Consider the following 15,254-nt stretch of genomic DNA (forward strand, 5'->3'; position numbering starts at 1 on the left):
CCGCCGATGACCCCGGAGGTAATCGCCTCCGGGGCCGTCAGCGGGCAGGATCGTCCCAACAAGCCGATCCCGCAAGGAAGAAGAGGCCCGAGATGACCGCGTACGCCATCGCCCACATACGCCCCGAGAGCATGAACGAGGACATCCTCCGCTACATCGAGGAGATCCAGGCCACCATGGACCCCTTCGAGGGCCGCTTCCTCGTCCACGGCCGGGACGTCGAGGTCGTCGAGGGCCGCTGGCCCGGCACGGTCGTCATGATCGCCTTCCCCGACCTGGAAGGGGCCCGCGCCTGGTACGCCTCGCCCGCCTACCAGGCCCTGATCCCGCTGCGCACCGACCACATGGCGGGCGACATCGTCCTCGTCGAGGGCGTCGCCGCGGACTACGACGCCTCGAAGACCGCGGCCGCCCTGCGCGAGGCCGCGGGGCTGTAGCGGGTCCGCCCCGGGCCTCGCGGGCCCGGCCGGGCGGACCGGTCGGGCGGACCGTGCCGGCCGGGCGGCGGCGGGGTGCGAGCATGGCGGCATGGCTACTCATCTGATCACCGGCGCCGGCTCCGGCATCGGCAAGGCCGTCGCGGACCGGCTGCACGCCCGCGGCGACGACCTCGTCCTCCTCGCCCGCGACGCCGCCCGCGCCCGGCAGCTCACCGACCGCTACCCCGGATCCAGCGCGCTCGTCGGCGACCTCGCCGACCCCGACCGGCTGTCGTGGGCCTTCTCCAAGCAGGCGATCCCGGAGCGGATCGACTCCCTCCTGCACATCGCCGGCGTCGTGGACCTCGGTCCGGTGGGGGAGCTGCGCCCCAAGACCTGGCACCAGCAGATCAACGTGAACCTGATCGCCCCCGCCGAGGTCACCCGGCTCCTGCTGCCCACCCTGCGCACCTCCCACGCCACCGTCGTCTTCGTGAACTCCGGCGCCGGGCTCGCCGCCCACGCCGACTGGAGCGCGTACGCCGCCTCCAAGCACGGGCTCAAGGCCCTCGCCGACTCGCTCCGGGCGGAGGAGAAGGAGCACGGCATCCGCGTCACCTCCGTCTACCCCGGCCGCACCGCCACCCCCATGCAGATGAAGGTCCGCTCCCAGGAGGGCGAGTCCTACAACGCCGCCGACTGGATCGACGCCGAGTCCGTCGCGACCACCGTCGTGATGGCCGTCGACCTGCCCCGCGACGCCGTGGTCAGCGACCTCACCGTGAGGCCCGGCCGATGAGCACGAGCCCCACCGGCGGTGCCACCGGGGTCGGCTCGCTCCCCGGCGGCGACGCCCGCGAGGCGGCCAAGACGGTCACCGGCTCCTTCGAGGAGTTCCCGTACCTCGCCGAGCTGCCCGCCCGCGGGCCCGGCGCGGACATGATCGGCCGCTCCCTCGGGCTGCTCGTGGACATGTACGCGCACGTCGAGCCCAGCGGCTGGCGGATCAGCGACCGGCCCGGCCGCGACAGCAAGCGGGCCCGGTCCTGGCTCGGCGAGGACCTGGACGCCCTGGAGGAGTTCACCCAGGGGTACGAGGGGAAGCTCAAGGTCCAGGCCGTCGGCCCGTGGACGCTGGCCGCAGCCCTGGAACTGCACGGCGGCGAGGCCCTCCTCCAGGACCCGGGCGCCTGCCGGGACCTGGCCGGGTCCCTCGCCGAGGGCGTCCGCGAGCACCTGGCCGACGTGCGCAAGCGGATCCCCGGCGCCGAGATCGTCCTCCAGTACGACGAGCCCTCGCTGACGTCCGTCCTGCTCGGCCGGGTGCGCTCCGCCAGCGGCTACCGCACGTACCGCGCCGTCGACCGGCAGGTCGTCGAGGGGACCCTGCGCGAGCTGTTCGCCGTCCACGACGGAGAGGTCGTCGTCCACTCCTGCGCACCCGAGGTGCCCTTCGGCCTGCTGCGGCGCGCCGGCGTCTCGGGCGTGTCGTTCGATTTCTCCTTGCTCACCGAGCGCGAGGACGACGCCATCGGGGAAGCCGTCGAAGCCGGTACGAAACTCTTCGCCGGAGTGGTGCCGGGGACCGACGGCCCGTTGTCGGACCCGGGCGGTAGCGTCATGGGTGTCAGGAAGCTCTGGCGCAGGCTGGGGCTGTCCCCGGGGACTCTGGCGGAGTCCGTCGTGGTCACCCCGGCGTGCGGTCTGGCGGGCGCTTCGCCCGCCTACGCACGGGCGGTCATGGCGCACTGCGTCAGGGCGGCGAGGTCGCTCGCCGACAACCCTGAGTGATGGATCGAGACGGGTCACGGGAGGACACGGCATGGCAGCCGAACAGAAGCAGGGCAGCGAATCGGCCGTACCGGCGGCGGTGCGCGAGCAGCACGCGCTGATCGCCGAGCAGGTCGAGGAGCACCGCTTCCGGTACTACGTGAACGACCAGCCGGTCGTCAGCGACGCCGAGTTCGACAAGCTGCTGCGCTCGCTCGAAGCGCTGGAGGAGCAGTACCCGGAGCTGCGCACGCCTGATTCGCCCACCCAGAAGGTGGCCGGGGCGTACGAGACGGACTTCGCCTCCGTGGAGCACCGCGAGCGGATGCTCTCCCTCGACAACGCCTTCGACGACGAGGAACTGGCGGCCTGGGCCGAGCGCGTGGCCCGGGACGCCAACACCTCCGACTACCACTACCTGTGCGAGCTGAAGGTGGACGGCCTCGCCGTCAACCTCACCTACGAGAACGGCCGCCTGACCCGCGCCGCCACCCGCGGCGACGGCCGCACGGGCGAGGACATCACGCCCAACGTCCGCACCATCGCCGACATCCCCGACCGGCTGAAGGGCGACCGCATCCCCGCCCTGGTCGAGATCCGCGGCGAGGTCTACTTCCCGATGGAGAAGTTCGAGGAGCTCAACGCCCGGCTCGTCGAAGCCGAGGGCAAGCCCTTCGCCAACCCGCGCAACGCGGCGGCCGGTTCACTGCGCCAGAAGGACCCGAAGGTCACCGCGAGCCGCCCGCTGCACATGGTCGTGCACGGCATCGGCGCCCGCGAGGGCTTCGAGATCGAGAACCAGTCGCAGGCCTACGCGCTGCTCCACGAGTGGGGCCTGCCCACCGCCCAGCACAACAAGGTGGTCTCCACGCTGGCCGAGGTCCGGGAGTTCATCGCCTACTTCGGCGAGAACCGCCACTCGGTGGAACACGAGATCGACGGCGTCGTCGTCAAGCTCGACGAGATCGCCCTCCAGGGCCGGCTCGGGTCCACCGCCCGCGCCCCGCGCTGGGCCATCGCCTGGAAGTACGCGCCCGAGGAGGTCAACTCCAAGCTGATCGACATCAAGGTCGGCGTGGGCCGCACCGGGCGCGTGACCCCGTACGCCCAGGTGGAGCCGGTGACGGTGGCGGGCTCCGAGGTGGAGTTCGCGACCCTGCACAACCAGGAGGTCGTCAAGGCCAAGGGCGTGCTCATCGGGGACACGGTCGTGCTGCGCAAGGCCGGCGACGTCATCCCCGAGATCCTCGGTCCGGTGGTCGACCTGCGGGACGGCAGTGAGCGGGAGTTCGTCATGCCCGCCGAATGCCCCGAGTGCGGGACGGCGCTGCGGCCGATGAAGGAGGGCGACATCGACCTGCGCTGCCCGAACGGGCAGACGTGCCCCGCCCAGTTGCGCGAGCGGCTCTTCTACCTCGGCGGCCGCCAGTGCCTGGACATCGAGAACTTCGGCGCGGTCGCGGCGGCCGCGCTCACCCGCCCGCTGGAGCCGGCCGAGCCGCCGCTGCGGGACGAGGGCGACCTCTTCGACCTCACCATCGAGCAGCTCCTGCCCATCAAGGCCTACGTGCTCGACCCGGACAGCGGACTGCCCAAGCGGGACCCGAAGACGGGCGAGGAGAAGATCGTCACCGTCTTCGCCAACCAGGAGGGCGAGCCCAAGAAGAACGCCCTGGCGATGCTGGAGAACATCGCGGCCGCCAAGGACCGCCCGCTCGCCCGCATCATCAACGGCCTGTCGATCCGTCACGTCGGCCCGGTCGCGGCGGAGGCGCTGGCCCGGGAGTTCCGCTCCATCGAGCGGATCGAGCAGGCGACGGAGGAGGAACTCACGGCCACCGACGGGGTCGGCGCGATCATCGCGGCCTCCCTCAAGGAATGGTTCGCCGTCGACTGGCACCAGGAGATCCTGCGCAAGTGGCGGGCGGCCGGAGTCCGGATGGAGGAGGAAGGCTCCGGCGAGGACGAGGGGCCGCGCCCGCTGGAGGGCCTGACCGTCGTCGTCACCGGCACTTTGCAGAGCCACACGAGGGACGGGGCGAAGGAGGCCCTGCAGAGCCGCGGCGCCAAGGTGACCGGGTCCGTCTCGAAGAAGACCTCCTTCGTCGTGGTCGGCGACAACCCCGGCTCGAAGTACGACAAGGCAGTGCAGTTGAAGCTCGCCGTCCTCGACGACGCCGGCTTCGCCGTCCTGCTCGCCGAGGGCCCCGACGCCGCGCGCGCTGCCGCGCTCCCGGTGGACGGCAACGCCGAAGCGGAGTAACGAAGGCGAACGGATGCGTGGCGTCCGGCCGTACGAGCGGGCGCGCGCCGGGCGCGCCCGGCGGCGGCTTCCGGCGCCGCACGGCCGGTACCGGGTCCATGCGAGGCCGGTACAAGGCTGGTGGCGGCCCCCCGGCCTGTCGGATCATCGGACGGGCGACCGGGGGGCCTGGTCCAAACTCACCCGTTCGGCGGATACCGTACTGATGAGGATGGCTGGGTCGTATTCGGGCAACCGCCGCCGACCGCTGCCCCTGGGCGCCTCCCGCGTCCTACTGTTGAGGGGTGCGCCTGTCGTGCACGGCTGCTTGACGCGCTTCCGGCCGTGATGGCATGACGTTCGGGGCCATCGCGTGGCATCGGCATCGCCGGCTGTGAGAGGGACGGGCATGAAACCCACCGAAAGCGCCGACCCGTCACCAGATTTCGGCGGGGAGTTCCCGTCCATGCGGACGGGCCGGCTCGGTCTCCTGGGCTCCAGGACACCGCGATCGCGCGCGCTCGACACCGCAATGGGTGCCGGCGGCCGGGCGGGCCGGCGCGCCGCGCTGCCCTTCGCCGTCGTGGGTCTCGCCGCCGTCCTGCTCGGAGTCGGCGTCATCAGCGCGCTGACCGGCCGTCACGCCCTGTTCCCCGGCGGTCCGGTCGGCTGGGCGCTCGCCCTGCTCACCGGCATCATCGTCGGCCACCTCGTCGCCCTCGGCCGCGACCGCTGGTGGGGCGGCACCGGATCGGGCGCGGCCCTCACCCTCGGCGTCCTCATCCTCTACGGATGGGTCCCCGCGGGCCTGGTCTCCCTCGCCGTGGTCTCCCTCGTCGGCGCAGCCCGCAGGCACCGCTGGCGCCAGGGACTGCTGCACGGAGCCACCGACATCCTCGGCATCGGCGCGGGAGCCCTCGTCCTCGCCGCCTTCGGGGAGTCGCCCTCCGTCGAGAACCCCTGGCGGCCCACCGGCTGGGAGCTCGACGCGGTCCCCGAAGTCGTCCTCGTCGCCCTCGCCTACCTGCTCGTCACCCGCGTCCTGCTGTGGCTCGCCCTCGCCCCGAGCGGCGGGGGACTGCCCACGGTCGCCCGTACCGCACTGCTGCGCCAGGCCCTGGTCGCCGTCGCGCTCCTCGGCATCGCCCCGCTGATCTGCGTGGTCGCCGAATCGCAGCCCGTGCTGCTGCCGCTGTTCGCCGTACCGCTGATCGCCCTGGACTCCACCCTGTGGATCGCCCGGGCCCGCGCCGAGGAGCAGCTGCGGGACCCGCTCACCGGGCTCCCGAACCGGCAGTGGCTGCTGGAACGCGCCTGGAGCGCGCTCGACCAGGCCGAACGCACGGGCACCCGCGCGGCGCTGGTCCTCATCGACCTCGACCGCTTCCGGGCGGTCAACGACACCCTCGGCCACCTCGCCGGAGACCGGCTGCTCCTGCAGATCGCCGACCGGCTGCGCCAGGCCCTGCCCCAGGACGCGGAGGCGGCCCGCCTCGGCGGCGACGAGTTCGCCGTCCTCCTCCCCTTCACCGACTCGACCACCAGCGCCCAGCGGGTCGCCCGCAACCTGGTCGCCGAACTCAGCTCCCCCCTCGACCTGGACGGCCTGACCCTGGTCCTGGAGGCCAGCGCCGGCCTCGCCGTCTTCCCCGACCACGCGCTCGACGCGGAGGGACTGCTGCGCCGCGCCGACGTGGCCATGTACCAGGCGAAGCGGGACCGGACCGGAGTCGAGGTCTACGAGTCCAAGCGGGACAGCAACACCCCCGACCGGCTCGGCCTGCTGGGCGACCTGCGCAGGGCGCTGGACGCGGGAGAGGTGGAGCTGCACTACCAGCCGAAGGTGCGGTTCGACGGCAAGGTCGCCGGGCTGGAAGCACTGGTGCGCTGGGTGCACCCGGAACGCGGGCGGGTCCCGCCGGACGAGTTCATCGCGATCGCGGAGACCTCGGGCCTGATGCCGCACCTGACGGAGTACGTCCTGGAGACGGCCCTGGCGCAGGTCGCCCGGTGGCGGGCCCAGGGCCTCAAGGTCCCGGTCGCCGTCAACGTGTCGCCGCGCGACGTCCACACCCCCGGCTTCGCGGGGGCCGTGGCCGCACGGCTCGCCCGGCACGGGGTCCCGGCGAGCGGGCTCCAGCTGGAGATAACGGAACACGTCCTGCTGGAGGACCCGCAGCGGGCCGCCGACACCATGGCCGGGCTCACCGGCCACGGCGTGAAGATGTCCCTGGACGACTTCGGCACGGGGTACTCCTCCCTCGTCCACCTGCGGCGGCTGCCGGTCAGCGAGCTGAAGATCGACCGGTCGTTCGTGGCCCGGCTCGCGGTCGACGCCCAGGACGCGGAGATCGTCCGCTGCACGGTGGACCTCGCCCACTCCCTCGGCCTGCTGGTCGTCGCGGAGGGCGTCGAGGACGACGAGACCTGGGAGCGGCTCCGGGACCTGGGCTGCGATGCCGTCCAGGGCTGGCTGGTCGCCGCCGCGATGCCTCCGCAGGAGGCGACGGCCTGGCTGCTGGCCCGCGGCGAACGCGGCTGGCGGCGGCCGGCGGACATCACGGCGGAGCTCGCCGCGGAAACCGCCGCCGCGGCGGCGTCGTCCCAGACCCCGTGAGGTACGTGGAGGCACCGGCGCGGTACCGCCCCGCGCCGGGGGACCCGCCGTCGGTCTTCCTCGCGGGCGGCATCACGCACTGCCCCTCCTGGCAGCCGGAGGCGGCGCGGGAGCTGGCCGACTTCGTCGTGCTCAACCCCCGGCGGGCGGACTTCGACGTGTCCGACCCCGCGCAGACGGACGTCCAGATCGCGTGGGAGTACGCACACCTGCTGCGGGCCGACCTGACGCTGTTCTGGTTCCCCGCGTGCGATGCGTCCCTCACGGTCCAGCCGATCACCCTGTACGAACTCGGCGCCGCCGCAGCCACCCCCGGCCGCCGCCTGGTCGTCGGCGCCGACCCCGGCTACCCGCGGCGCGCGGACGTCGTGACGCAGCTGAGCCTGTCCCGCCCGGACCTCACGGTCCACGCCACCCTGGCCGAGACCGTCGCGGCGGCCCGCACCACCCTGACCTGACACCTGCCCTGCGGGGCCGTCCCCGACCCACCCTTCGCGGCATGTCCAGCCTCGCCGGCGTTTGAGGCGCGGGGTCCGGGGCGGAGCCCCGGGGGCCCGGGCGCAGCCCGGGGCCGGACGGGTCAGGGCGGAGCCCTGGGAACGGTGGAAGGGCGGGTAGGGGACCTCGCCCCGCGCAGCGGCACACCCGCAGCGGGGGCCGCGCGGCGGCCCGGGACGGGCGGGCCCGGCCGGTCGAATCGCCCCCGCGTGGGCGCTTCGTACCGCCCCGGGGGCAAACCGGGGCGCCGGGCGGGGGCGGGGCCCCATAGGATTGGGGCCGAAACCTACACACCCGAACCCCCAGAGGATCGCTGCATGCCTGGCATCACGCGCGAGGAGGTCGCCCACCTCGCTCGGCTGGCACGTCTGGAGCTGAAGAGCGAAGAGCTCGACCACTTCGCTGGACAGCTCGACGACATCATCGGCGCGGTCGCCCGCGTTTCCGAGGTCGCCGACCAAGACGTCCCCCCGACCTCCCACCCGCTGCCGCTGACGAACGTCATGCGCGCGGACGAGGTCCGTCCGTCGCTCACCCCCGAGCAGGCGCTTTCTGGCGCTCCCGCCCAGGAGCAGCAGCGTTTCAAGGTGCCGCAGATCCTGGGGGAGGACTAATCACCATGGCTGACATCAACATCATCAAGCTGACGGCCGCCCAGACCGCCGAGAAGATCGCCTCCGGCGAGCTCACGGCCGTCGAGGTCACCGAGGCCCACCTGGCCCGCATCGGGGCGACCGACGAGAAGGTCAACGCCTTCCTGCACGTCGACCGCGAGGGCGCCCTCGCCCAGGCGGCCGCCGTCGACGCCAAGCGCGAGCGCGGCGAGGAGCTCGGCCCGCTGGCCGGCGTACCGCTCGCCCTCAAGGACATCTTCACCACCGTCGGGATCCCCACCACCGTCGGTTCGAAGATCCTCGAAGGGTGGATCCCGCCGTACGACGCCACCCTGACGCGCAAGCTGAAGGAAGCCGACGTCGTCATCCTCGGCAAGACCAACATGGACGAGTTCGCCATGGGGTCCTCCACCGAGAACAGCGCCTACGGCCCCACCGGCAACCCCTGGGACCTCGCCCGGGTCCCCGGCGGCTCCGGCGGCGGCTCCGCGGCCGCGCTGGCCGCCTTCCAGGCGCCGCTGGCCATCGGCACGGACACCGGCGGTTCCATCCGCCAGCCCGCCGCCCTCACCGGCACCGTCGGCGTGAAGCCCACCTACGGCGGCGTCTCCCGCTACGGCATGGTGGCCTTCTCCTCCTCCCTCGACCAGGGCGGTCCCTGCGCCCGTACGGTCCTGGACGCGGCCCTCCTCCACGAGGTCATCGCCGGTCACGACCCGATGGACTCCACGTCCATCGACGCCCCGGTCCCGCCGGTCGTCGAGGCGGCCCGCAACGGCTCCGTCGCGGGCATGCGCGTCGGCGTCGTCAAGCAGTTCGCCGGCGAGGGCTACCAGGCCGGCGTCGTCCAGCGCTTCAACGAGTCGGTGGAGCTCCTCAAGGGGCTCGGCGCCGAGATCGTGGAGCTGGACTGCCCGTCCTTCGACCTCGCGATGGCCGCGTACTACCTCATCGCGCCGTCCGAGTGCTCCTCGAACCTGGCCCGCTTCGACGCCATGCGCTACGGCCTGCGCGTCGGCGACGACGGCACCAAGTCCGCCGAGGACGTCACCGCCCTGACCCGCGAAGCCGGTTTCGGCGACGAGGTCAAGCGCCGCATCATCCTCGGTACGTACGCGCTCAGCTCCGGCTACTACGACGCGTACTACGGCTCCGCCCAGAAGGTCCGCACCCTCATCTCGCAGGACTTCGACAAGGCCTTCGAGCAGGTCGACGTGATCGTCTCCCCGACCACGCCCACCACCGCCTTCGCGATCGGCGAGCGCACGGACGACCCGCTGGCCATGTACCTCGCGGACCTGTGCACCATCCCGACCAACCTGGCCGGCAACTCCGCCATGTCGCTTCCCTGCGGCCTGGCCCCGGAGGACGGTCTGCCGGTCGGGCTCCAGATCATCGCCCCGGCGATGAAGGACGACCGCCTGTACAAGGTGGGTGCCGCAGTCGAGGCCGCCTTCGTCGAGCGCTGGGGCCACCCGCTGCTTGAGGAGGCTCCGTCGCTGTGAGTTCCAACACGAGTGCGCTGTCCAAGGCCAAGGGCTTCAGGAAGTCCAAGTCCGGTACGTACCTGTCGATCGGCACCACCGCTTTCGGTGCCCTCAGCGTCGTCAAGCAGGCCAAGAAGGCCCGCACCGAGCACGACACGCTGAAGCTGATCGACGCCGTCGTGTCCGCCGCCGCCATCGTCACCGGCCTCGCGATCCTGTACCGCGAACTGAAGCGTCTCGGCGACGACGACGTCCTGCTGGGCTGAGAGGGAATTTCCACTGTGACTGTCACCGAACTGCTGTCGTACGAGGACGCCCTCGCGTCGTACGACCCCGTCATGGGCCTGGAGGTCCATGTCGAGCTCGGCACGAAGACCAAGATGTTCTGCGGCTGCTCGACCGAGCTGGGCGCCGAGCCCAACTCGCAGACCTGCCCGGTCTGCCTCGGACTGCCCGGCGCACTGCCGGTGGTCAACGAGATCGGCATCGAGTCCGCCATCAAGATCGGCCTCGCGCTGAACTGCGAGATCGCCGAGTGGTGCCGCTTCGCCCGGAAGAACTACTTCTACCCGGACATGCCGAAGAACTTCCAGACCTCCCAGTACGACGAGCCGATCGCCTTCAACGGCTTCCTCGACGTGCAGCTGGAGGACGGCGAGATCTTCCGCGTGGAGATCGAGCGCGCCCACATGGAGGAGGACACCGGCAAGTCGCTGCACGTCGGCGGCGCCACCGGCCGCATCCACGGCGCGTCCCACTCGCTGCTGGACTACAACCGCGCCGGCATCCCCCTCATCGAGATCGTCACCAAGCCGATTGAGGGCGCGGGCGTACGCGCCCCCGAGGTGGCCAAGGCGTACGTCGCCGAACTGCGCGAGGTCATCAAGGCGCTCGGCGTCTCCGAGGCCCGCATGGACAAGGGCCAGATGCGCTGCGACGTCAACCTGTCGCTGCGCCCCACCCCCGAGTCCGAGTTCGGCACCCGCAGCGAGACGAAGAACGTCAACTCGCTGCGCTCCGTCGAGCGCGCGGCCCGCTTCGAGATCCAGCGCCACGCGGCGGTGCTCTCCTCCGGCGGCTCGATCGTGCAGGAGACCCGGCACTTCCACGAGGAGGACGGCTCCACCACGGCCGGCCGCATCAAGGACAACGCCGAGGACTACCGGTACTTCCCGGAGCCCGACCTGGTCCCGATCGCCCCGGCCCGCACCTGGGTCGAGGAGCTGCGCTCCGGCCTGCCGGAGATGCCGCGCGTGCGCCGCAACCGCCTCCTCCAGGAGTGGGGGATCAACGAGCACGACATGCAGTCGATCCTCAACGCCGGTGCGGTGGACTCCATCGTCGCCACCATCGAGGCCGGCGCCGACTCGACCGCCGCCCGCAAGTGGTGGATGGGCGAGCTGGCCCGCAACGCCAACGAGCAGGGCGTCGTCGTCGACGAGCTGCCCATCACCCCCGTCCAGGTCGCGCGCGTCGCGGCCCTGGTGGCGGCCGGTGAGCTCAACGACAAGCTGGCCCGCCAGGTCCTCGAAGGCGTCCTCGCCGGCGAGGGCACCCCGGACGAGGTCGTCGAGAAGCGCGGCCTGAAGGTCGTCTCGGACGAGGGCGCGCTCGGCGCGGCCGTGGACGAGGCCATCGCGGGCAACGCCGGCATCGCCGACAAGATCCGCGGCGGCAAGATCGCCGCCGTCGGCGCCCTGGTCGGAGCGGTCATGAAGACCACCCGCGGCCAAGCCGACGCGGCCCGCGTCAAGGAGCTCATCCTGGAGCGCCTGGGCGTCTCGGAGTAGTCGTACGGGAGGGACGGTGCGGGTACCCGTACCCGTACTTGTGTCCCTACCCGTACCCCGTACGTACGCGGCGGCCCCGCACCGGATCTCCGGTGCGGGGCCGCCGCGTTGGTTCCGCTGCTACCGCTTGAGCTGGGGAGCGGCGATGACGACCGTGCCGTTGTCGCAGCCCTTGTCCACCTTGATGCGCAGCCGCAGGGCGCCGCTGACATCCACCGTGTGGGTGATCGGCTTGCCCAGCTCGACGAGTTCGGAGAAGGCGGCGGGCTGGCCGTCGAGCGAGATGCTGACCCGGCCCTTCTCGTTCTCCGAGCCGTCGTCGATCCCCGCGGTGAACTCCAGGGTCTTCCAGGCCCGGTTGAGGTCGAACTCCGCGTACGCGTCGAAGTCGCAGCTGCGTTCCTGGATGAACGCGGCCCCGTACATCTTGGTGTTGATCTTGGCGGGTCCGACGGTGAACCCGCCCAGGTCCTTCACCGGGGCCATGACGGTCAGATCGGCCGCCTTCACACCCGGCGCCACCCCCGACGGGGGCTCCGAACCCGTCGCCGTGGGCTGGGTCGTGGGCCCGTCCGAGGGGTCGGCGGAGGACGCGGAGGGCTCTGCGGAGCCGGGCGTCGGGGTGGGGGTCGGGCTCCCGGGGGCGGACGAGGACGCGGAGACGCTCTTGTCCCCGCCGGCCGCCGTCTTCGAGTCGTCCCCGTCCTTGTCGCCCAGGAGCTTGACGCCGGCCACCGCACCGCCGGCCACCACCAGCACCGCGAGCACCGCCCCGAGCACCAGCCCGGTCCGCCGCCGCTTGCGCGGGGCCGGAGCGGGAGCCGGTTCCGTGGCGGAGACGACCGTGGGCGCGGGTCCGTACCCGGGCGGCACGCTCGCCTGGACCGGCGGCGGGCTGTACACGGGCTCGGCGGTGGGCGGGGTGTACACGGGCTGGGCGGGCGGCGGGGTGTGCACGGGCTGCGCCGGAGGTCCTGCCGGGGGGCCCGTCGGGACGGCCGGTGCGGCCCCTGGTGCCGCGGCCGGTGCCGCCACCGGCGCGGACGGCGGCTGCGCCGGCTGCTGGGGCGGAGCCACCGGCTTCGGCGGGGCCGCCGTCGGGACCGGGGGAGCGGCGGGGGGCGCGGCCGGTACCGGCACCGCGTCCTGGACCACCCGCTGGGAGGTGGACGTGGTCGTGGACACCACCGCGCGGCGGATGTCCTTCATCCAGCTCGCCAGGTTCACCGGACGCTTCAGCGGGTCGGCGGCGTAGATGGACGCGATCCGCGCCCGCTGCTCCGCGTCCAGCACCGCGAACTGCGGCAGCCGTACGAGGGCCCCCGCGAGCAGTTCGGGCGTCGAGGGCGGGGACTCCCCGCTCAGCAGGAAGTACGCGATGGCCCCGAAGGCGTACCGGTCCGCGCCCGGGGTCCGCTTGCCCTCGAAGACCTCCGGCGCCGCGTAGCCCTGGGTGAACCACACCTCGGCCGTCTGGTGGTCGGCGGTCAGCTTGCTGAGGCCGAAGTCCACCAGCGTGGCCTGCCCGTGCGCGTCGACCATGACGTTGCCGGGTGACAGGTCACCGTGGATCACCTGGCGCCCGGAGGGAGTTGCCTTCCCCGAGTGCAGCCAGTCCAGTACGTCGGCCAGCTGCTCCAGCGTGCGCATCACCTCGCGCCGCTCGGCGGCCGTGGCGAGGGTCCGCTCGGCCCGCCAGTCCCGCAGGTCGAGTCCGTCGACGTGGTTCATGACCAGGACCAGGGCCCGGCCGGTCAGCGTCGAGGACTCCCCGGGCCGGTGGATCGGCGGCCCCTCGAAGTGCTCCCGTACGCCCACGACACCGGGCCGGTGGACGAAGCGCAGCAGTTCGGCCTGCTCGTTCCACTTCTGGCTGATCCGGTCGAAGACGTCCGGGGTGATCGTGGTCTTGGAGTCGAGCACCTTCACGACGACGGGCTCGGATCCTCCCGCGAGCTCGATCTCCGCGAGATAGAGCACGGCCTCCCCGCCGCGCCCGATGGACCGGAGCAGTCGGTAGCGGTCTGCTGCCGAGTCCGGCCCGATGTGCAGATTCTGGCTGGTCAATTTCCCCCCAGCGCCGGTTGTTTGAGTGGGGATCAGCTTCCCGGCGCAGCGGGGCGGTGGTCAAGCCGTGACCATGGGCCGAGATTCTGTAGCGATCGCTAATTTAATCGGGTACGGTTCTTTCTGTAGTGATCGTTATCGAAGTCAGGGGAACCTCTCGTGCCTGCCATCCAGACCAGCGCCTACGCCCGCACCGTCCGCAAGGAGAGCGGGGGGCCCGGCCTCCTCCTCGCCCACGGCGGGGGCGGTTCGGTGGAGTCGAACTTCGGGCCGATCCTCGACGCCCTGGCCGAGGGCCACAGTGTCGTAGGCGTCGACTACCCGGGAACGGGCGCCACCCCGCGCGCCACCGGACCGCTCGAACTGGACGAAATAGCCGACCAGTTGGTTGCCGCCGCCGACGCCGAGGGGCTGGACCGGTTCGCCGTCCTCGGCTACTCCCTCGGCGGGAACGTCGCCGTGCGCCTCGCCGCCCGGTACCCGCAGCGGGTCACCGGACTCGTGCTCACGGCAAGCTTCGCCCGCGCCGGACACCGGCTCGGACTCGTCACCGACCTGTGGGCCGAACTGGCCCGCCGCGGGGAGGACGAGCTGCTCGCCCGGCTCCTGGTGCCGCTCGCCCTCAGCCCGCACGTGTTGGAAGGGCTGACGGAAGAGCAGGTGGAGGAGGCGGTACGGGCCACCGCGGCCTCCTTCCCGCCCGGCGGCGGGGACCACGCCGCACTCGTGAAGGGGGCCGATCTGCGCGCCGACCTCGCCCGGCTCGACGTACCCGCGCTCGTCATCGCCACCACCGCCGACCTGCTCGTACCGCTGGAGGTCCAGCGGGAGCTGGCGGACGCGCTGCCGGGCGCCCGGTGGGCGGAACTGCCCACCGGGCACCTGCCGTTCGCCGAACTCCCGGGGGAGTGGGCGGCGCTGATCACCGCATTCCTGGCGGAGCTGCCGGCGGACCGCGGGTGAGGGGAGGGGTTAGGGGCGGGGGCGAGGGGCGGGGTCGAGGGAGTGTGCCGGCCTCAGGCGCCCGTGGCGCCGTCGACGGCCTCGCGGAGGAAGTCCGCGTGGCCGTTGTGGCGGGCGTACTCGTGGATCATGTGCAACATGAGCAGGCGCAGCGAGGCGTCCTCCTCCCACTTCTCGACGCGCACCGTCACGTCGAGGGACTCGGCCGCCTCCTCCACCGCGCGGGAGTGCTCGACCTCCGCCCGCCACGCCGCGAAGGCCTCGTCACGGGTCGAGCCGGAGGCGTCGTAGGCGGCCTGGAAGTCGTGGGTGTCCGACCACAGATGGGGGACGTCCGCCCCGCCGAACGTACGCCGGAACCAGTGCCGCTCCACCTCCGCCATGTGCCGCACCAGCCCGAGCAGGGACAGCGTGGAAGGCGGGGACGACTGGCGGCGCAGCTCCTCGTCGGTGAGGCCCTCGCACTTCCAGGCGAGGGTGGCCCGGTGGAAGTCGAGGTACGCGCGGAGCGTCTCGCGCTCACCCCCGGCAAGGGGAGGGCCGACGCGGTCGGCGGATTCTGTTGCAGCCATGGCTGAGATCTTGCCCCGCGAGCCCCGGGGGCGGAAGCCCCGGAGGGGGTGTGGGGGGCTCGGGGGCGCGGGTGGTGGCCTGGGCTGCGGGCCGGCCGGTGACTTCGACATGCTCCGGGGGGAGCCCGGCAGTCCAGTGTCCTTCCGGCGCGGGCCGGTCCCTCAAGGGCGCTCCCTGCGGTCGCGTCGCTACGCGATGGCCTACGGCCACCCTT

13 protein-coding genes are annotated in these 15,254 nt (G+C 72.4%); 11 read left to right on the top strand and 2 right to left on the bottom strand.

Features of this window, described 5'->3' with window-relative positions:
• The first annotated feature begins 92 nt into the window (after positions 1-92).
• The 10 genes from ACZ60J_RS33255 (at position 93) to gatB (ending at position 11,437) form a co-directional block, all read left to right on the top strand.
• Positions 93-437, top strand: coding sequence for a DUF1330 domain-containing protein (locus ACZ60J_RS33255; RefSeq protein WP_469687635.1), 345 nt, complete (start codon positions 93-95; stop codon positions 435-437).
• Between the two features lie 91 nt (positions 438-528).
• Complete coding sequence (locus ACZ60J_RS33260) at positions 529-1,218, top strand: SDR family oxidoreductase (RefSeq protein WP_469687637.1); 690 nt, start codon at positions 529-531, stop codon at positions 1,216-1,218.
• Positions 1,215-2,210, top strand: coding sequence for a methionine synthase (locus ACZ60J_RS33265; protein ID WP_469687639.1), 996 nt, complete (start codon positions 1,215-1,217; stop codon positions 2,208-2,210). The genes ACZ60J_RS33260 and ACZ60J_RS33265 overlap by 4 nt, the downstream gene beginning before the upstream one ends.
• A gap of 31 nt (positions 2,211-2,241) precedes the next feature.
• Positions 2,242-4,452 carry an NAD-dependent DNA ligase LigA gene (gene ligA, locus ACZ60J_RS33270; RefSeq protein WP_469687641.1) on the top strand — a complete coding sequence of 737 codons (2,211 nt, stop codon included), beginning with the start codon at positions 2,242-2,244 and terminating at the stop codon, positions 4,450-4,452.
• Between the two features lie 388 nt (positions 4,453-4,840).
• Positions 4,841-7,048: a putative bifunctional diguanylate cyclase/phosphodiesterase gene (locus tag ACZ60J_RS33275; protein WP_469687642.1), complete on the top strand. Its 2,208-nt coding sequence runs from the start codon at positions 4,841-4,843 to the stop codon at positions 7,046-7,048.
• Between the two features lie 5 nt (positions 7,049-7,053).
• Complete coding sequence (locus tag ACZ60J_RS33280) at positions 7,054-7,506, top strand: nucleoside 2-deoxyribosyltransferase domain-containing protein (RefSeq protein WP_469687644.1); 453 nt, start codon at positions 7,054-7,056, stop codon at positions 7,504-7,506.
• A 357-nt stretch (positions 7,507-7,863) separates the two neighbouring features.
• A complete protein-coding gene (gene gatC, locus ACZ60J_RS33285) occupies positions 7,864-8,160 on the top strand; it encodes an Asp-tRNA(Asn)/Glu-tRNA(Gln) amidotransferase subunit GatC (RefSeq protein WP_007266718.1) in 297 nt (98 codons plus the stop codon).
• A 5-nt stretch (positions 8,161-8,165) separates the two neighbouring features.
• Positions 8,166-9,665, top strand: a complete 1,500-nt coding sequence (gene gatA, locus ACZ60J_RS33290) for an Asp-tRNA(Asn)/Glu-tRNA(Gln) amidotransferase subunit GatA (RefSeq protein WP_469687646.1) — start codon at positions 8,166-8,168, stop codon at positions 9,663-9,665.
• A complete protein-coding gene (locus tag ACZ60J_RS33295) occupies positions 9,662-9,913 on the top strand; it encodes a hypothetical protein (RefSeq protein ID WP_266904189.1) in 252 nt (83 codons plus the stop codon). The genes gatA and ACZ60J_RS33295 overlap by 4 nt, the downstream gene beginning before the upstream one ends.
• Positions 9,914-9,928: 15 nt before the next feature.
• On the top strand, positions 9,929-11,437 hold the full coding sequence (gene gatB, locus ACZ60J_RS33300; RefSeq protein ID WP_308402544.1) for an Asp-tRNA(Asn)/Glu-tRNA(Gln) amidotransferase subunit GatB: 1,509 nt from the start codon (positions 9,929-9,931) through the stop codon (positions 11,435-11,437).
• Between the two features lie 120 nt (positions 11,438-11,557).
• Here the strand turns inward: gatB and ACZ60J_RS33305 are convergent, their stop codons facing one another.
• A complete protein-coding gene (locus tag ACZ60J_RS33305; RefSeq protein WP_469687649.1) occupies positions 11,558-13,504 on the bottom strand; it encodes a protein kinase domain-containing protein in 1,947 nt (648 codons plus the stop codon).
• 159 nt (positions 13,505-13,663) lie between these two features.
• On the opposite strand from ACZ60J_RS33305, the gene ACZ60J_RS33310 reads away from it, so the two are divergent.
• On the top strand, positions 13,664-14,467 hold the full coding sequence (locus tag ACZ60J_RS33310) for an alpha/beta fold hydrolase (protein ID WP_469687651.1): 804 nt from the start codon (positions 13,664-13,666) through the stop codon (positions 14,465-14,467).
• 53 nt (positions 14,468-14,520) lie between these two features.
• On the opposite strand, the gene ACZ60J_RS33315 is transcribed toward ACZ60J_RS33310, so the two are convergent.
• The gene (locus ACZ60J_RS33315; protein WP_469687652.1) at positions 14,521-15,039 is read right to left on the bottom strand and encodes a DinB family protein; all 519 of its coding nucleotides are present in this window, start codon (positions 15,037-15,039) and stop codon (positions 14,521-14,523) included.
• Positions 15,040-15,254 lie beyond the last annotated feature (215 nt).

This window comes from Streptomyces sp. NPDC104226 (assembly GCF_055584085.1).